The 18030-nt window shown below is 73.0% G+C and carries 14 protein-coding genes; 5 read left to right on the forward strand and 9 right to left on the reverse strand.

The window, feature by feature from the left end; genetic code table 11:
- The first annotated feature begins 345 nt into the window (after window positions 1–345).
- Window positions 346–3006 (forward strand): ABC transporter transmembrane domain-containing protein, encoded by a 2661-nt coding sequence (locus ACLBYE_RS01920; protein WP_447692812.1) that lies wholly within the window; start codon window positions 346–348, stop codon window positions 3004–3006.
- A gap of 77 nt (window positions 3007–3083) precedes the next feature.
- Window positions 3084–4520 carry a cytochrome P450 gene (locus tag ACLBYE_RS01925; RefSeq protein ID WP_447692813.1) on the forward strand — a complete coding sequence of 479 codons (1437 nt, stop codon included), beginning with the start codon at window positions 3084–3086 and terminating at the stop codon, window positions 4518–4520.
- Here the strand turns inward: ACLBYE_RS01925 and ACLBYE_RS01930 are convergent.
- The 5 genes from ACLBYE_RS01930 to minC (ACLBYE_RS01950) all read right to left on the reverse strand — a co-directional run bounded on the left by ACLBYE_RS01930 (window position 4510) and on the right by minC (ACLBYE_RS01950) (window position 8347).
- On the reverse strand, window positions 4510–5394 hold the full coding sequence (locus ACLBYE_RS01930; RefSeq protein ID WP_447692814.1) for an alpha/beta fold hydrolase: 885 nt from the start codon (window positions 5392–5394) through the stop codon (window positions 4510–4512). The two genes, ACLBYE_RS01925 and ACLBYE_RS01930, sit on opposite strands and share 11 nt — an antisense overlap.
- A 163-nt stretch (window positions 5395–5557) precedes the next feature.
- Window positions 5558–5899, reverse strand: a complete 342-nt coding sequence (gene minE, locus ACLBYE_RS01935) for a cell division topological specificity factor MinE (protein ID WP_020093047.1) — start codon at window positions 5897–5899, stop codon at window positions 5558–5560.
- Window positions 5896–6711 carry a septum site-determining protein MinD gene (minD, locus tag ACLBYE_RS01940; RefSeq protein ID WP_447681495.1) on the reverse strand — a complete coding sequence of 272 codons (816 nt, stop codon included), beginning with the start codon at window positions 6709–6711 and terminating at the stop codon, window positions 5896–5898. Before minD ends, minE begins: the two co-directional genes overlap by 4 nt.
- A gap of 13 nt (window positions 6712–6724) precedes the next feature.
- Complete coding sequence (gene minC, locus ACLBYE_RS01945; protein ID WP_447692815.1) at window positions 6725–7453, reverse strand: septum site-determining protein MinC; 729 nt, start codon at window positions 7451–7453, stop codon at window positions 6725–6727.
- A gap of 225 nt (window positions 7454–7678) precedes the next feature.
- Window positions 7679–8347, reverse strand: a complete 669-nt coding sequence (minC, locus tag ACLBYE_RS01950; RefSeq protein WP_447692824.1) for a septum site-determining protein MinC — start codon at window positions 8345–8347, stop codon at window positions 7679–7681.
- A 212-nt stretch (window positions 8348–8559) separates the two neighbouring features.
- Between minC (ACLBYE_RS01950) and addA the strand changes: the two genes are divergently transcribed.
- Together addA and trxA are read left to right on the forward strand one after the other, a co-directional pair.
- Complete coding sequence (gene addA, locus ACLBYE_RS01955) at window positions 8560–12057, forward strand: double-strand break repair helicase AddA (RefSeq protein WP_447692816.1); 3498 nt, start codon at window positions 8560–8562, stop codon at window positions 12055–12057.
- 222 nt (window positions 12058–12279) lie between these two features.
- Entirely contained in the window at window positions 12280–12603 is a 324-nt protein-coding gene (gene trxA, locus ACLBYE_RS01960) for a thioredoxin (protein WP_010682902.1), read from the forward strand.
- Window positions 12604–12727: 124 nt separating this feature from the next.
- Here the strand turns inward: trxA and ACLBYE_RS01965 are convergent, their stop codons facing one another.
- From ACLBYE_RS01965 to trpA, 4 genes are all read right to left on the reverse strand, one after another.
- The gene (locus ACLBYE_RS01965; protein WP_020093042.1) at window positions 12728–13627 is read right to left on the reverse strand and encodes an outer membrane protein; all 900 of its coding nucleotides are present in this window, start codon (window positions 13625–13627) and stop codon (window positions 12728–12730) included.
- Between the two features lie 232 nt (window positions 13628–13859).
- Entirely contained in the window at window positions 13860–15185 is a 1326-nt protein-coding gene (locus ACLBYE_RS01970; protein ID WP_447692817.1) for a bifunctional folylpolyglutamate synthase/dihydrofolate synthase, read from the reverse strand.
- An 8-nt stretch (window positions 15186–15193) separates the two neighbouring features.
- Entirely contained in the window at window positions 15194–16090 is an 897-nt protein-coding gene (gene accD / locus ACLBYE_RS01975) for an acetyl-CoA carboxylase, carboxyltransferase subunit beta (protein ID WP_447692818.1), read from the reverse strand.
- An 80-nt stretch (window positions 16091–16170) separates the two neighbouring features.
- Window positions 16171–17010 (reverse strand): tryptophan synthase subunit alpha, encoded by an 840-nt coding sequence (gene trpA, locus ACLBYE_RS01980; protein WP_447692819.1) that lies wholly within the window; start codon window positions 17008–17010, stop codon window positions 16171–16173.
- 198 nt (window positions 17011–17208) lie between these two features.
- Here trpA and ACLBYE_RS01985 point away from each other — a divergent pair, with 198 nt between their 5' ends.
- A complete protein-coding gene (locus ACLBYE_RS01985; RefSeq protein WP_447692820.1) occupies window positions 17209–17874 on the forward strand; it encodes an HAD-IA family hydrolase in 666 nt (221 codons plus the stop codon).
- The last annotated feature ends 156 nt before the right edge of the window (window positions 17875–18030 follow it).

The raw sequence follows: 18030 nt of genomic DNA on the forward strand, positions 1-18030 counted from the left end.
TGGTTGCGTCGCAATATAAGGACGCGCGCGCTTGGGCAAGGCCGCTGAGGTCATGGGGGCCTCGCGTGGCCGGGATTGCTGGGGGAAGACCGAGGGCGGAATCCGGCACCGCACGCCTCCCGGCCGCGGGCGCAGGGCTGCTCCGCGCGCGCGCTCCGGCGCCGGCCGGCCTACGAGCGCTCTATATGACGGCGCGACGACACCGCGACAGGCGGAAAGCCGCGTTTATCGGGCTGTATTGGATGAAACCGGATCCCTCGGGTAGCGTATCGACCAGGATCAGGCGTCCGGCTGCGGCGATTCGGCCCTCGGGCCGGCAGGGCGGGCTTTCGTCGGAAGGACACGATGCGCGCGCTTGAGCCGCGGCTGTTCCCGTATATCTGGCGCTACTCCAAGGTCGCGCAGCTCCGGATCTGCGCCGTCGTGCTGGCGTCGCTCCCGTTCTATTTCGCCTCGCTCGACCTGCCGAAGCGCATCGTCAACGACGCGATCACGGGGAAAGCCTACGCGCACGGCGAGGCGACCGCGCCGTTCCTCGAGCTCACCGTCGAGTGGCCCGCCTTCCTGGGCGGCGGCAAGACGCACCTGTTCGAGGGGTTCCAGCTCGACCGGTTCGAGCTGCTGCTCAGCCTGTCGACGCTGTTCCTCAGCCTCGTCCTGATCAACGGCGCGTTCAAGTTCTGGATCAACCTCCAGAAGGGCATCCTCGGCGAGCGGATGCTGCGCCGCCTGCGGTTCCAGCTGTTCTCGCTGATGCTGCGCTTCTCCCCGGAGACGCAGCGGGAGGTGAAATCCTCCGAGACCGCGACGATCATCCGGGACGAGGTCGAGCCGATCGGCTCCTTCATCGGCGACGCGATCGTGGTGCCGGTGTTCCTGGGCACGCAGGCCGCCACGGCGCTGGCCTTCATCATGATGCAGAACATCTGGCTCGGCATCACGGCCGGCGGCATGGTCGCCGTGCAGATGACCGTGATCCCGCGGCTGCGGCGGGAGATCATCCGCCTCAGCCGCCAGCGCCAGATCGCGTCGCGCGCCCTGGCCGGGCGCGTCGCCGAGGTGCTCGACGGCCTGCAGGCGGTGACGCTGAACGACACCGGCCGCTGGGAGCGGGCGGAGATCGGCGGCCGCCTCTACCGGCTCTACGACCTCCGGCTGCGGATCTACCGCCGCAAGTTCGCGGTCAAATACCTCAACAACCTGCTCGCGCAGGTGACGCCGTTCCTGTTCTACGCGATCGGCGGCTACTTCGCCCTGAAGGGTCAGCTCGACATCGGCCAGCTCGTGGCGGTCCTGGCCGCCTACCGCGACCTGCCGCCGCCCCTGAAGGAGCTGATCGACTGGGACCAGCAGCGCCTCGACGTCGAGGTCAAGTACGAGACCGTGGCGGCGCATTTCGGCCCGCAGCGCCTCCTGCCGGCCGAGCACGAATCCGAGCGCGCGGCGCCCCCTCTCGGCGGGCCGCTGCGGCTGGAGGGCCTGCAGCTGCGCGATCCCCAGGGCGGCTCGCTGATCGAGGTCGGCGACACGGAGGTGCGCCTCCCCGGGCAGGTCGCCCTGGTCCCGCCCGGGGCGATCGCGCAGGAGTTCGTCCGCGTGCTCGCCGGCCTCCAGGCGCCGCCCGGGGGCACCGTCCGGATCGGCGAGCACGACCTCTCGACGCTGCCGCGCCGCGACCACGCGCGGCGCATCGCCTACGCGGGCGTCCAGCCCGTGCTGTTCCCCGGGACGCTGCGCGACAACGTCCTCTACGGGCTGCGCGTGCACCCGCTGCGCACCAAGAGCCTCGATCTCAGCAAGGCGCGGATCAACGAGGCGGTGAAGACCGGCAACCCCTGCGACAGCGTCGAGGACCCCTGGATCGACTTCAAGCGCCTCGGCGTCCGGGATGCCGACGAGCTCGACGAGCGCCTGCTCGACCTGCTCGGCCGGCTCGACCTCGGCGACGAGCTCTACCGGTTCGGGCTCGGCGCCCTGAGCTCGGTCGCCCACGACACGCCGGTGGGCCAGCGCATGATCGCGGCGCGGGAGCACCTGCGCGAGCATTTCGCCCAGAAGGGTCTCGCCGACCTCGTGATCCCCTTCGCCCGGGGCCACTACAACGAGCAGGCCACCGTCGGGGAGAACCTGCTGTTCGGCGTCCCCCGCGACCCGACGCTGACGGATCCGCGCCGCCTCGCCGGCGTCCCCCTGTTCCGCGACGCGCTGGAGAAGGTGAAGCTCCTCGACGAGCTCGACCGGATGGGCGTCGCCATCGCCAGCAACCTCAAGGACATCTTCGCCGACGTGCCGCCGGGCCACCCGCTGTTCCGGCGGTTCTCGCTGATCACCCCGGACGCGCTGCCGGACTACCTGCGCCGGCTCGCGCGCCTGCCCGAGGACGGGCGGCTGAGCGAGGCCGACAGCGTGGCCTTCCTGGCGCTGGCCCTCGCCTATGTCGAGCCGCGGATGCGCTTCGGGCTGCTCGACGAGACCCTGGCCAAGCGCATGGTCGGCGCGCGGGCGGTCGTGCAGGGCTTCATGCACGGCGACGACGGCTGCGACGTCGAGTCCTACGACCCCAACCGGATCAACCCGCGCAGCACCGTCCTCGACAACCTGCTGTTCGGCCGCATCGACACGGCGCGGATGCACGGCGAGGCGCTGATCCAGAAGGAAGCCCGCGCGGTGTTCCGGGAGTTCGACCTGGAGCGGCCGATCCAGCGGCGCGGCCTCGAGAAGGAGGTGGGCAACCGCGGCCAGCTGCTCGCCGAGCGGGTGCGGGTGCGGGTCGGCCTCGCGCGGGCGATCCTGCGCGAGCCGGAGATCCTCGTGGTCGACCGGGTGGACGAGCACCTGGAGCGGGGCGTCGACACGCTGCTCGACGTGACCGAGACCGCCCTGCCCCGGGCGAGCCTCGTGGCGAGCCTGTCGCCGGAATCCGACCCGGCCCGGTTCTCCGCGCGCCTGCCGATCCAGAGTGCCGACCGGAGTGCCGAAGCGCGCCTGCGCACGGCGGCGGAATGACGTAAGCGTGACCGGTCCGCGCGGGGCGCGGCCGGCGGTTTACAGGGCTGCCCGTCTCCGGCACAGGATGGCACCCCATGCCAACATTCTCGGACGCCACCGCGACCCCGGACCGGACGATCCCGAGCCTCGCCGGGACGCCGCGCGTGGTGCCGCCGCACCGCGCCCCGCCCGAGCGCGAGCTGCCGCTGTCCGCCTACCTGCGCTCGATCCGCGACAACGCCCTGGCGGGCTTCCCCCGGCGCGCCTTCGAGGAGCCGGTCACCCGCCGGGGCCTGCTCGGGCGGTCGAGCTTCGTGCTGAACGACCCCGAGGCGATCCGCCGGGTGCTCGTCGAGAATCAGGCGAACTACGCCCGCACCACCGGGACGACCCGCATCCTGCGCCCGATCCTCGGCGACGGTCTCCTGATCAGCGAGGGCTCGGCGTGGCGGCACCAGCGGCGCACCCTGGCGCCGGCCTTCACGCCGCGGGCGATCGACGGCCTCGTGCCCCACATCGCCGCCGCCGTGTCCGACGGGATGGAGCGCATCGCCGCCGAGGCCGCGGCGGGACCGGTCGACCTGTTCACGTCCTTCTACCGGCTCGCCCTCGAGATCGCCGGGCGCGCCATGTTCTCGGTGGGGATGGACCAGCACGGCGCCGAGCTGCGGCAGTTCATCGCCGAGTACGCCGAGCGGATGGGGCGGCCGCACCTCCTCGACATCGTGACCCCCCCGGGCTGGCCGGTGCCCCTCGACATGTCGCGCCGCCGGTTCCGGCGGCGGTGGATCCCCTTCCTCGACCGGATCATCGCGGCGCGCCGCGCGGTCGAGGGGGACAGGTCTCGCTCGGGTGACCTGCTCGACCTGCTCGCGGCCGCGCGCAATCCCGATACCGGCGCCGCCTTCACGCCCGACGAGCTGCGCGACCAGGTCGCCACCATGATCCTGGCCGGCCACGAGACCACCGCCGGCACGCTGTTCTGGGCGGCCTACCTGCTGGCCCTCGCCCCGGAGGTGCAGGAGCGGGTCGCCGCCGAGGCGCGGGCCGCCGACCTCACCGATCCCACCGGCTGCCAGAGCGACGGGCGGCTGCCGCTCACCCGCGCGGTGATCGACGAGACCCTGCGCCTGTACCCGGCGGCCTTCGTGGTCGTCCGGCGGGCGCTGGGCCCGGACAACGTGGCGGGCCACGCGGTGAAGGCGAGCGACATCGTCATGGTGAGCCCCTGGGTGCTCCACCGCCACCGGTCGCTCTGGTCGGATCCCGACGCGTTCGATCCGGGCCGCTTCCTGCCCGGCGCCCCGGCCCCGCGGCGCTTCGCCTACCTGCCCTTCGGGGCCGGCCCGCGGGTCTGCATCGGCGCGCAGTTCGCCCTGAGCGAGGCCGTCCTGTCCCTGGCGCGGGTGCTGCAGCGGTTCCGGCTGGTGCTCGACGAGCGCGAGCCGGTGCTGCCGCAGGCCGTCGTGACGACCCAGCCCGATCGCCCCGCGCGCTTCCGGCTGATCCCCCGCGCGCCGGTCAGCCCCTGATCCCGGTGATCGTCGCCGAGATCGCCCGCGGGTCGCGCATCGGCCAGCGGCCGCTCTCCACCTGCGCCAGGAAGTCGTCCAGCAGGCGGTTGTAGGCGTCGGGCTCCTCGACCGAGAGGGCGTGGCCGGTATTGGGCAGCACGGCGAGAGCGGCGGAGGGGATGACCCGCTTGAGCATCAGGCTCGGGGCGAGGCAGGGCCAGTCCTCGTCGCCGGCGACGATCAGGGTCGGGACGGTCATGCGGCCCAGCGCATCCGTGAGATCGTAGAGCGACGGCCGCTCCTTCTGCACGCCGGCCTGGGTGTTGGCCGAGCCGAGGGCCGAGTGCTCGGCGAGCATCCGCCTGAACTCGGCGTGCCCGCGCGGATCCTTGGTCTCGAACTGCACCCGCGTCGGCCCGACGGCGTAGCGCTCCGCGAAGGCCGCCATGCCGTCGCGGAGCAGCATCGCGGCGGTGGCGTCCGCCTCGGCGCGGAACAGCGCCTGCCGCTCGGGCTCCGCGCCGTAGCCGCAGCCGCCGAGGCACAGCGACAGCGCGCGGTCGGGGTGCCGCAGGCCGAAATGCAGGGTCGCGAAGGCGCCCATGGAGATGCCGGCGACGTGGGCCTTCGGCGCGCCGAGATGATCGAGGACGGCCAGGATGTCGTCGGCGGCGCGCGCCTGCGAGTAGGCCGAGACGGCCTCCGGAACGTCGGAGGGCGGGTAGCCCCGGGCGTTGAACGCGACCGCGCGGTAGCGCCGGCCGAAATGGCGCAGCTGCGCCTCGTAGCTGCGGTGATCCCCGGCGAACTCGTGGACGAAGATCAGCGGCGTCCCCTGGCCGCTCTCCTCGTAGTGGAGCCGTATCCCGTCGTCCGTCGTGGCGCTCGGCATGGCGATCCTCTCATCGGCCTCCCCCCGGGTTTCCGAGATGGCGCGACGGGGCGCCCGGTCGAGAGTCGGGACCGGAGTTCGTGGCTGGAACGACGAAGCCGCACCCGGCGGACCGGGCGCGGCTCGTGGATCTCCGTGCCGGCGGGGACGCTCCCCGCCCGGCTCAAGCGGCCTTCTTGGAGGAGGCCGGCTTGACGGCCCCCTTCTTGGCGGCGACCTCGGCGAGCTTCGCGGCCAGCTTGGCGTCGAGCTTGCCCGAGGCACCGAGCGGCAGCTCGATGTCGAGGCCGAGGGTGGAGACACCCTCGCCGCGCTCCAGGGTGACCTTCACCTTGTCGGGCTCGACCGCGACGTGGTTGGCGATCACCGCCAGGATCTCCTCCCGGAGCTGGATCACGAGGTCGGGGCGACCCGACTCCGCGCGCTCGTGGGCGAGGATCAGCTGCAGGCGGTCGCGGGCGACCGCGCCGGAGCTGCGCTTCTGGAACAGGCCCAGGATGCTCACGCCGCCCTCCGCATGAACAGCTTGTCGAGGAAGGACTTGCGCTCGACCGGCAGGCTCATCGGCACGGACTCGCCCTTGAGCCGGCGGGCCGCGTCGGCGTAGGCCCGCGCCGGGGCGCAGAGCGGGTTGTTCAGCGTCACCGGGCAGCCGAGGTTCGAGGCGCGCAGCACCTCCTGGCTCTCCGGGATGATCGCGAGCAGCGGGATCGACAGGATGTCGAGCACGTCCTCGGTCTTGAGCATGTCGCCGCGGTCGGCCCGCATCGGGTCGTAGCGGGTGAGGATCAGGTGCTTCTCGATGTCCTCGCCCTTCTCCGCCTTGGCGGTCTTGGAATCGAGGAGGCCGATGATCCGGTCGGAGTCACGCACCGAGGAGACCTCGGGGTTGGTGACGACCACCGCCACGTCGGCGTGGTGCATGGCGAGCTGGGCGCCGCGCTCGATGCCGGCGGGGGAGTCGCAGATCACCCAGTCGAACTTCTCGCGCAGCTCTTCCATCACCCGGGCGACGCCCGCGTCGGTGAGCGCGTCCTTGTCGCGGGTCTGCGAGGCCGGCAGCAGGTGCAGGGTCTCCAGCCGCTTGTCCTTGATCAGCGCCTGCGGGAGCTTGGCGTCGCCGTTGACCACGTTGATGAGGTCGTAGACGACCCGGCGCTCGGCGCCCATGACGAGGTCGAGGTTGCGCAGGCCGACGTCGAAGTCGACGACGCACACGCTCTGACCACCCTGGGCCAGGGCCGCTCCGAGGGCCGCGGTCGTCGTCGTCTTGCCGACGCCGCCCTTGCCCGATGTGACGACGAGAACCTTTGCCACGCGTCGATCTCCCTTAATCCAGGCTTGCCATTCGGATGTTGCCGCCATCGAGCCAGACCTGGGCGGCCTTGCCGCGCAGGGCCGTACCCATGTCCTCCGCCGTCCGCACGAGGCGGTCGATCCCCAGCAACTCGGGTTCGAATTTGCGGCAGTAGATTCGTGCGCGCGGGTTGCGCGCGGCTCCGGCGATCGCGCGACCGCGCAGGGCGCCGTAGACGTGGATGGATCCGCCGGCCAGGATCTCGGCCCCCGAGGAGACCGAGCCCATCACGGTCACGTCGCCGGTCGGGTTGATGACGCTCTGGCCGGAGCGGACCGAGCCCTCGACGGTGATCGAGGTGACCACCTGCGGCTCCGGCTCGGCCGGGACGCTCGGGATCTCGATCGTCTCGGACGGGTGCCCCTTGACCAGCAGCGGCGGCAGGCCGTCCACCACCGCGTCGGCACCCTCGATGCCCAGGACCGCGATGCCGCGGGCCTTGAGCTCGTTCATGAGCGTCTCGAGCGCGTCCGGCTCGGGCTTGAGCTGGGCGCAGTCCAGGATGACGGCCCGGCCTTTCAGCAGGGTCGGCGAGCGCTTGAGCGCCGCGTCGAGACCCGCGAGCCACTCGGGAAGCGGCGGCTCGGGGGAGAGGGCCAGGGCCTTGAAGGCCCGCCCGCGCAGGCTGAGCGGCCGGGGCGCGGAAGGAGCCGCCGCGGGGGCGGTCTCCGGTTCGATCGGCTCGGGGAGGGTGTCGCTCATGTCCGCCCGTTAAGAGTCCTTACCGGACCATTGACGGCGGGTATGGTTACCGAAGGGTTAAGTTTCTGATCCGGTCGGCAAATTCTGCCGGGATCCTGGTATCGGGGCAGCGGAGGACGGTCTCACGCTCTCGGCCGGGCACGTCGCGGGGAGCCCGGCCTCGGTCTCCGCGGGGACGGAACAGTCCGTTAACCGACGGCGCGGACGGCGCCCTCGGGGAAGCGCTCAACCCCGCTCGAACAGGCTGAGCTTGATCGCGTCCTCCAGGAGCCGCACCTCCACGGCCTGCCCCCGGAAGGCCGGGTCGAGGTCGTCGGCGGCGCGGTAGAGACCATCGATCGCGACCAGCTCCGGCTCGAAGCGCCGACACCAGATCCGCGCCGCCGGGTTGCCGGCGGCGCCGGCGATCGCGCGGCCGCGCAGGGCGCCGTAGACGTGGATCGAGCCGCCCGCGATGACCTCGGCGCCCGACGCCACGGCGCCCAGCACCGTGACGTCGCCCTCGAGGTGCAGCACGGTCTGGCCGGAGCGCACGGGCGCGTCGAGGATCAGCGAGCGGGCCGTCTCCCTGGCCTGCGGCTCGGCCGGCGCGGGCGCGTCCGCGGCCGACTCGTCCGGGGCGGCGACCTCCCCCGCGGGCCGTCCGCCCGACAGGGCCGGCGGGGTCGCGGAATCCAGGAGCGACGGCGCCGCGCCCTCGATCCCCAGGATCGGGATGTTGCGGGCGGCCAGCTCGGCGAGCAGACCGTCGAGATCCTCGCGGTTGAGCCGCAATCCGGACAGGTCGAGGATCACCGGCCGGCCGGCGAAGAAGTTCGGGGCGCGGCGGTTGAGGGCGTCGAGGTCGCCGAACCAGTCGGCGACTGGGGGGATCGGCGCCAGGACGGTGGCCATGAAGGAGCGGCCGCGGAAGCGGATCGGCGGGCGCGCCGGCTCGGATGTCGGCTGGGTCACGGGCGTGTTCGGTGTGCGCGGAAGGGATCGTCTGCATCCATGGGACGGCGCCGCGCCCGGGGCAATCCCGCGAGGGCCGGTGTGACGCCTTGGCGGGCCCGCGGGCGCGTTTCTGTTGTAGAGAGAGCCGGCAGCCGAGCCGGACCGGACCGTTGAGCAGCGTCACCCCGCACGCCCCCGCCCCCTTCGTCGTCGACGACCTGACCCGCGCCAACCAGCGTCGGGCGGCCGACCCGCGCGCCTCGGCCTGGGTCTCGGCCAATGCCGGCGCGGGCAAGACCAAGGTCCTCACCGACCGGGTGGTCCGGCTGCTCCTCGACGAGGCGCCGCCCGGCCGGATCCTCTGCCTGACCTTCACCAAGGCCGCCGCGGCCAACATGGCGATCCGCGTCTTCCGGCTGCTCGGCCGCTGGGTCACGCTGGACGACGAGACCCTCGCCGCCGAACTCGCCGAGCTCACCGGCGAGCGCGCCGGGCCCGAGCGCCTGCGGCTGGCGCGGCGCCTCTTCGCCCGGGCGGTCGAGACGCCGGGCGGCCTCAAGATCGAGACGCTGCACGCCCTGTGCGAGCGGCTGCTCCACATGTTCCCGTTCGAGGCGAACGTGCCGGCCCGCTTCGTGGTGCTCGACGAGGCCAAGGCCCGGGAACTGTTCGACATCGAGATGGCCAACGTCCTGGCCGACGCCGTCGCGAACGGCGACACGCCGCTCAGCGCGGCCCTCGCGCGGGTCACGCCGGAAGCCACGGGCGACACCCTGCGGGCGGCGATCCGGGCGGCCATGCGGGCGCGGAGCTTCATCGGCGACGCGGCCGGCCTGGAGCGGGCCTTCGGGCGGCTGCACGGGGCGCTGGGACTGGCGGCCAAGGAATCCGCCGAGCGGATCGAGGCCGCGATCCTCGAGGGCGGTCCCGGGTGCCGTCCGGAGGAGCGCGCCGCGCTGGTCGCGGCGCTGCGCACCGGCAAGGCCAACGACGAGAAGCTCGCCGACGCGCTCGAAGCCGCCGAGGCCGAGCGGGTCCGCGCGGCCGACCTTCCCGACAGGGCCGAGGCGCTCGCCCTCTACCGGTCGGTGTTCTTCACCCAGAAGGACGAGCCGAAGGCCGACAGCAGCCTCGGGACCAAGGCCGTGCCGGCCGGCGCCAAGGCGGCGCTGCTCGCCGAGCGGGACCGGCTGGAGCCCCTGTTCGACCGCCTGCGCGCCGCCCGGGCCCATGCCCGCACGCAGGCGCTGTTCCAGATCGCCGCCGAGATCCACCGCCGCGTCGAGGCGCAGAAGGCACGCCTCGGCGCCCTCGACTTCGACGACCTGATCCACAAGGCGCTGGACCTGCTCGGCCGCGTCGGCGCCGGCTGGGTCCTGTACAAGCTCGACCGCGGCATCGACCACGTCCTCGTCGACGAGGCGCAGGACACGAACCCGGAACAGTGGGCGATCCTGCGGGCGATCACGCAGGAATTCGCCGCCGGCGAGGGCGCGCGGATCGGCAGCCGCACGCGCTTCGCGGTGGGCGACCCCAAGCAGTCGATCTACGGCTTCCAGGGCGCGGAGCCGCGGGAATTCGCCCTGACCCGCGCGTCCTGGATCGCCGAATCGCGCTCGGCCGGCCTGACCTTCGAGGATGTGCCGCTCACCCTGTCGTTCCGCTCGACCGACCTCGTCCTGCGCGCCGTCGACGCCGTCTTCGCCCTCGACGCCCACAACGAGGGCCTGTCGTTCGAGGACACGGTGCGCACGACCGTCCACGCCAGCGCCCGCCCGGGCGCGCCCGGCGCTGTCGAGCTGTGGCCGATCGCCGAGCCGGAGCCGGCCGCCGAGCCCGATGCCTGGACCGCCCCTGTGGACGCGCCCGAGACCAGCGCTCCCGCGATCGTCACCGCCCGCCGGGTGGCGCAGGCGGTGCGCGCCTGGACCACCGCGGGGGACGCGACCGGCCGGATCTGGCGCCCCGGGGACGTCCTGATCCTGGTCCGGAAGCGCGGCCCCGCCTTCGAGGAGGTGATCCGCGCCCTGAAGGGGCTCGGCGTCCCGGTCGCCGGGCAGGACCGGCTCGAGGTCTCCGCCCACATCGCGGTGGCCGACCTCGTCGCCGCCGGCCGGGCGGGCCTCCTGCCGGCCGACGACCTGACCCTCGCCACCGCCCTCAAGACGCCGCTCGTCGGCCTCACCGACGACGACCTCGTGCGGATCGCCGCCCGCCGCGACCTCGCCGAGACCCTGGAGGATGCCCTGCACCGCCACGCCGCGGCGGGCGACGCGGCCGCGCGGCGCGGGCTCGAGGCCCTGTCGGGCTGGATCGCCCTGGCGGGGCTCCACGGCCCGTTCGGCTTCTACGCCCGGCTCCTCGGGCCGCAGGGCGGACGGGCCAAGCTGGTCGCCCGCCTCGGCGGCGAGGCCGGGGACGCGATCGACGTGTTCCTCGCCGCCGCCGCCCAGGCCGAGACCGGCGAGGACGCGCCGTCGCTGGGCGGCTTCCTGGCCCGCTACGTCGGGGCCGAGGCCGGGCACACGGTCAAGCGCGACCTCGAATCGGGCCGCGACGAGGTCCGGGTCATGACGGTCCACGGCGCCAAGGGCCTGGAGGCGCCGGTCGTGGTGATCCTCGACGGGTGCGAGCCCCTCGGCCGCAACGATCCGCCCCTCCTGCCGCTCCCGGCGACGGAGATCGCCCTGCCGCCGGTCTGGTCGGGCGGGCGGACGCAGGACTGCGCCGCCACCGACGCGGCGCGGGCGGCCCTGCTCGCCAAGGCCCGGCAGGAGCACAACCGCCTGCTCTACGTCGCCATGACCCGCGCGGCCGACCGGCTGATCGTGGCGCCCTTCCGCGGCCACGAGCGCGAGACCGAGGCGGCGTGGTGCCGGATGATCCAGGCCGGCCTGGAGGCGGCACTCGGCGCCGGCCGGGCGCTGGAACTCCCCTACGGGCCCGCGACCCTCTGGCAGGACGGCGCGCCGCCGGAACCCGCCCCCGCCGCGGGGGCCGCGTCGGCCAGAGCGGAGGCCGGGCCGGAGCCCGACTGGCTGCGCGGCCCGGTGCCGCCGGAACCGAACTCCGAGGCCCTGAACCCGTCCGGCGCCCTGCAGGCGGCGGACGGAACGCGCGTGCCGCCGCCGCGCCTCGCCGACGCGCAGGCCCGGCGCCGCGGGATCCTGACCCACGCCCTGCTGCAGCACCTGCCCCGGGTCGAGCCGGACCGTCGGGAGACGGCCGGGCGCGCCTTCGTGCAGGCCCGGGCGCCCGGTCTGCCGCGCGCGGCCGCCCCCGCGATCGTCCGGTCGGTCCTCCGGATCATCGACGCCCCCGACCTCGCGCCGCTCTTCGCCCGGGACGCCCGCGCGGAGGTGGCGCTGTCGGGGCGTGTCCGTGCCGGCGGGGCAGAGAGGGTAGTCCAGGGGCGCGTCGACCGCCTCGCCGTGACGGCGGACACGGTGCACCTCGCCGACTTCAAGACCGGGCGCCCGCCCGAGCCCGGCGCGCCCCTGCCCGCCGCGGAGGCCGGCCAGATCGCCCTCTACGCGCGCCTCCTCGCGCAGATCTACCCGGGCCGGACGATCCGGCCTATTCTCGTCTGGACCTCGGGGCCGGTGATCCGCGCTCTCGATTCCGACGACGTCGCGACGGCCCTGGACCGGGTCGGGATCGAGGCGTGACCCGTGCCGCCGGGCGCGTGCCCGGAAGCGGTCCGCATGCGCCAGCGCACATCGCGGCGCGGCGCTTCACCGAGAGAGCCGTGCGTCCCGGGCACTCCCGCCCTCCCCCGGAGACCGGACTTCTTGACCGGGCGCCGGGCCGTCGCCAATTCTGACCGGACCGCGCGGGCCTCTGCCCGTTCGACGCCGCCCGACGGGCGGCGGCTTCCGAAAGGTGACGTTATGGCGACGGTGAAAGTGACCGACGCGAGCTTCGAGCAGGACGTTCTCAAGTCCGCCGAGCCCGTCGTGGTGGATTTCTGGGCGGAGTGGTGCGGCCCCTGCCGTCAGATCGGCCCGGCCCTCGAGGAGATCGCGACCGACCTGCAGGGCAAGGTGAAGATCGCCAAGGTCAACGTCGACGAGAACCCGCAGATCGCCGCCCAGTACGGCATCCGCTCGATCCCGACTCTGCTGCTCTTCAAGAACGGCGAGCGCGTGGATCAGAAGGTCGGCGCTGCACCGAAGGGCGACCTGTCGCGCTGGATCGGCGCCCAGACCGCCTGACCCGCCGTCACGGCTCCGAACGACAAAAAGAAAGCCCGGCCGCGAGGCCGGGCTTTCTCGGTTTCGAGCCCAAGATTTTTTATTTCGGGATCCCGGTGCTGAGCCCGGGATCCCGTATTCCGTCTCAGTACGAGCCGAACTTGTAGTTCAGGCCGGCGCGGACGACGGCGAAGGCGTTCTCGTTCCGGCTGGCGCCGGCGAGCGAGTACACCGGCACGAGGCCGACCGGGGAGATCGCGGCGCCGACCAGCGGCGCCTGGGCGCGGCCGTTGTTGTTGTCGAGGTTCACGTACAGACCTTCGACCTTCAGCGTGACGGCCGAGGAGCGGAAGAAGTTCAGGAACGAGTCGGTGGGCAGGGCGTACTCGACACCGCCGCCGACCGTCCAGCCGGTCTTGAAGTCGTTCCGGCGGCCGGCGAAGTTCTGCAGGCCGACGCGAGCGCCGTCATCCGTGCCGGTGGCGTAGGCGAAACCGCCGGTGGCGTACACGAGGGTCCGGTCGAAGGCCCAGCCGAGACGACCGCGGACGGTGCCGAAGAAGTCGATGGTGTTGAGCGTGCCGTTGACCGGGATGAAGCCCGGGTTGATCGCCACGGCGTTGGTGGCGAAGCGGGCGCGACGGCCGAAGTCGAGGTACTGGGCGTCAGCCTCGAAGCCGATCACGGCGCCGGAGCCCGGGGTCAGCTGCCAGTTGTAGCCGATCTGGCCACCGCCCGAGAAACCCTCGCGGCTGTCGTTGCTGTAGACCAGCGACGAGCCGTTCGGCAGCAGGGCCTGGTAGGGGACGAGACCGCCCGGAACCAGAGCGACCGGGTTGCCGGGCGTCTGGACGAAGCCGCGGGTGGAGTTGCTGCTGGCGTCGAACGCGTAGCCGGCGTTGATACCGAAGTAGGCGCCGGTCCAGGTGAACACCGGAACGGGGGTGAACACCGGCGGCGGCGCGGCGCGGCGCGGCAGGTCGGCGGCCGAAGCGGCGGCCGTGAGCGCGGTGAACGCCGCGAGAGAGGTGAGAAGCTTCTTCATTACTGTGATCCCCAGCATAAGCCCGATCGAGGGTGAAGCTATGCGATCGGGCCCCGCGAGGATGTAGCTTAGCGGCCACAGCGGGAGGAAAGCGTGGCCGTGGACGGGTGTCCGTCCGGGCGATTGCGGCGATTCGACGGATTTTCGAATGCAGAATCCGGATTTCACAGGTCTCCGGTTCCCGGCCACTTGATACAGCGGCCGCGCGCGGCGCTGCCAGACTGGAGACGACTCAGACCGGCGGCGTGTCGTTGGCGGCGAGAACCATGCCGGCCAAGTAGAGCGATCCGCAGATTAGGATTCGCGGCGGACGCTCGAAGGCGACGTCCCGCACGAGGGCCAGGGCCGCCTCGATGCTCGGCGCCGCGTAGGTCTTGAGGCCGACATCCTCGCCGATCCGGGCGACCTCCTCGGCCGGGCGCGCGGCCATGGTCCCGGTGATCGGGACGGCCACCAGGGCCCGGGCCAGGCCCACGAAGTTGCGCAAGAACCCGTCGGCGTCCTTCGTGCCGAGCAGGCCGACCACGAGGACGAGCGGCACGTCGCTCTTCTCGCCGAGATCCGCCATGGCGGCCGCGAGGATCCGGCCGCCGTCGATGTTGTGGCCGCCGTCGAGCCACAGCTCGGTGCCGGGATCGAGCTGGGCAGCCAGCCGGCCGCGGCCGAGGCGCTGCAGCCGGCCCGGCCACTCGACCTCGGTCAGGCCCCGCTCCAGGGCCGCGATCCCGATGTCGCCGAACCCGGCGGCGCGCAGCGCGGTGATCGCGGTTCCGGCGTTGACCAGCTGGTGGCGCCCGGCGAGTCGCGGCCGCGGGAGGTCGAACAGGTCGGTCTCGTCCTGGTACACGAGCCGGCCGCGCTCCTCGTGCACGGAGAAGTCCTGGTTGCCCACCAGCACGGGCCCGGCCCCGAGGGCCTCCGCGCGCCGGCAGAGGACGGCGTCGGCCTCGGCGTAGTCCTGGGCGGCGATCACCGCCGGGCAGCCGCGCTTGAAGATCCCGGCCTTCTCGGTCGCGACCGACTCGACCGTGTCGCCGAGATACTCGGCGTGGTCGCGGCCGATCGGCGTCACCACCGCGCAGGCCGGCCGGTCGATGACGTTGGTGGCGTCGAGCCGGCCCCCGAGGCCGACCTCCAGGAGCAGCACGTCGGCCGGGCTCTCCGAGAAGAGCAGGAACGCCGCGGCCGTGGTGATCTCGAACATCGTGATCGGCTCGCCGGCATTGGCGCTCTCGCAGCGCGCGAAGGCGTCGGCCAGGCGGTCCTCGTCCACGAAGTGGCCGCCGCCGATCCCGCCGATGCGCATCCGCTCGTGGAAGCGGACGAGGTGCGGGGAGGTGTAGACGTGGGCGGCCAAGCCCCCGGCCTCGAGGATCGACCGCATGAACGCGATGGTCGAGCCCTTGCCGTTGGTGCCGGCCACGTGGATCACGGGCGGCAGGCGGCGCTCGGGATGGTTGAGCCGCGCGAGCAGCCGCTCGATGCGCCCGAGCGACAGGTCGATGGTGCGGGGGTGGAGCGCCAGGAAGCGCGCCATCAGGGCGTCGGACGAGGCCATCGCCGGGCTCAGGCCGCCTCGGAGGCCGCGGCCGGCGAGCCGGCCTGGGCCGCGTTGGTGAGGAGACTGCAGAGACGCGTGATCGTCTCCTTGAGCTGGTGCCGGTGGACCACCTGATCGACCATGCCGTGCTCGCGCAGGTACTCCGCCCGCTGGAAGCCGTCCGGCAGCTTCTCGCGGATCGTCTGCTCGATCACCCGCGGTCCCGCGAAGCAGATGAGCGCGCCGGGCTCGGCGAGGTGGACGTCCCCCAGCATCGCGTAGGAGGCGGTGACGCCGCCCGTCGTCGGGTTCGTCAGCACCACGATGTAGGGGAGCCTGGCCGCGTTGAGCCGGCGCACCGCCACGGTGGTCCGCGGCATCTGCATCAGCGACAGGATCCCCTCCTGCATCCGCGCGCCGCCGGAAGCCGCGAACAGCACGTAGGGCGTGCGCTTCTCCAGCGCCGTCTCGGCGCCGCGCACGAAGGCCTCGCCCGCCGCCATGCCCAGCGACCCGGCCATGAAGCCGAATTCCTGCGCGGCCAGCGTCATCGGCAGGCCGCCGACCCGGCCGAAGCCGATCTTGAACGCGTCCTGCAGGCCTGTCTTGGCCCGGGCCTCCTTGAGCCGGTCGACGTAGCGCTTCTCGTCGCGGAACTTCAGCGGGTCGGGGGTAACCTCGGGCAGGGCCACGTCGATCCACGTGCCCTCGTCGAACATCATCTTCAGGCGCGCCTGGGCGCCCATCTTCAGGTGATGCTCGGAGCCGGGAATGACCCAGTGATTGGCCTCCACCTCCTTGTGGAACACCATCTGCCCCGTGTCCGGGCACTTGACCCAGAGGTTCTCGGGCGTCTCGCGCTTGAACAAGGTCTTGATCCGGGGGCGCACCACCTCCGAGATCCAGTTCATCGGTTCGACCATCGACTTGCGTCCGTCCGCTTCAAGCCCGCGCAGATATCAGGTGCGGCGCGCTCCGCCGCCAGGGGTGCCCGGTCCGCGCGTCAGGCGGCCCGCCCGACGCCCGCCGACCGCACGCCCGCGGCGTGTTCGCGCACCAGCTCCGTCACAGCCTCGACGCTTCCGGCCTGCGCCCTGCCCTCGCCGTCGAGGGAGCGTACCAGGGCGTCCACGAGCGCGGAGCCGACCACGACGCCGTCGGCACCCTCGGCGATCGCCGCCGCGTGGGCGCCAGTCTTGACGCCGAACCCCACGACGACGGGCAGCTCGGTGTGGCGGCGGATGCGGGCGACCGCCTCGGAGACCTTGCCGAAATCCGGGGTCGCCGTCCCGGTGATGCCGGTGATCGACACGTAGTAGACGAAGCCCGCCGTGTTCGCGAGGACGGCCGGCAGGCGCCGCTCGTCGGTGGTGGGCGTGGCGAGGCGGATGAAGGCGAGGCCCTTGCCGAGGGCCGGCAGGCACAGCTCGGAATCCTCCTCGGGCGGGAGGTCGACGACGATCAACCCGTCGACGCCGGCCGCCAGCGCGTCGTCGAGGAAGCGGTCGACGCCGTAGGTGTGGATCGGGTTGTAGTACCCCATCAGCACGACGGGCGTGCTGTCGTTGCCGGCGCGGAAGCGGCGCACGAGGTCGAGGGTGCCCGACACCGTCTGGCCCGCCTTGAGCGCCCGCAGGCCGGCCGCCTGGATCGCCGGGCCGTCCGCCATCGGGTCGGTGAACGGCAGGCCGAATTCCAGGATGTCGGCGCCGGCGCCCGGCAGCGCCTTCAGGACCTCCAGCGAGGTCGCGGGATCGGGATCGCCGGACATCACGTAGGTGACGAGGACGGACCGGTTCTCCGCGCGGGCGCGGGCGAAGGTGGCGTCGATGCGGCTCGGCATGGTCGGTCGATATTCGCTTCTGCAGGGCCGCCGACGGCCCGGGATTGCCCCCGCGCTACACCAAAGGCACCGGCCCGTGAAGCGGGCCGGCCCGCGGCGACCGCGGGCGAAGGCGTCCCGGAGGACCGGCCGCCCGCGAGACGCGGCCATGCGCGCGGGCCGGTTGCCGAGACGGCGGCGCCGGCCTAGCCCTCGCCCATGCCCGAGTCAGCCCTCCCGTCGCGCCCCCTGGCGACGCTCCTGTTCGACATGGACGGGACGATCATCAGCTCGATCGCCTCCGCGGAGCGGATCTGGTCGCGCTGGGCCGAGGCGCACGGCCTCGACGCGGCGTCCTTCCTGCCGACGATCCACGGCGTGCAATCGGTCGAGACCATCCGGCGGCTGAACCTGCCGGGCGTCGATCCCGTGGCCGAGGCCACCGCGATCACCGAGGCCGAGATGGCGGATGTCGACGACATCGTGGCCATCCCGGGGGCGCGGGCCTTCCTGGAGGCGCTGCCGCGCCACCGCTGGGCGATCGTCACCTCGGCGCCCCGGCGGCTGGCGGAGCGCCGCCTCGCGGCGGCCGGCATGCCGGTCCCCGACCTTCTCGTGGCCGCCGAGGACGTGGCGCGGGGCAAGCCCGCGCCGGACTGCTTCCTGCTGGCGGCCAGACGCCTCGGCGTCGCGGCGGCGGACTGCCTCGTGTTCGAGGACGCCCCGGCCGGCATCCGTGCGGCCGAGGCCGCGGATGCGGCCGTCGTGGTCGTCACCGCCACCCATCACGAGCCGGTGAGGACCAATCATCCCACGATCGCCGACTACACCGGGCTGCGCGTCGCGGCGGCGGCGGAGGGGATCCGGGTGACACGGACCGCCTGAGCCTCTCCATCCCGGCCGCGGATCCGCTGGCGGCCGGCCCCGCCCGGTCGTAACGCCCGTCGTCTCGCCCGCCCGCGCCGCGCGGCGCGGATCGCGGTGAAGGGAGACGGCCATGGTGACGATCAGTCGACGCCGCGCGCTCGGGGCGGTCGCCGC

This window comes from Methylobacterium sp. A52T (assembly GCF_053346095.1).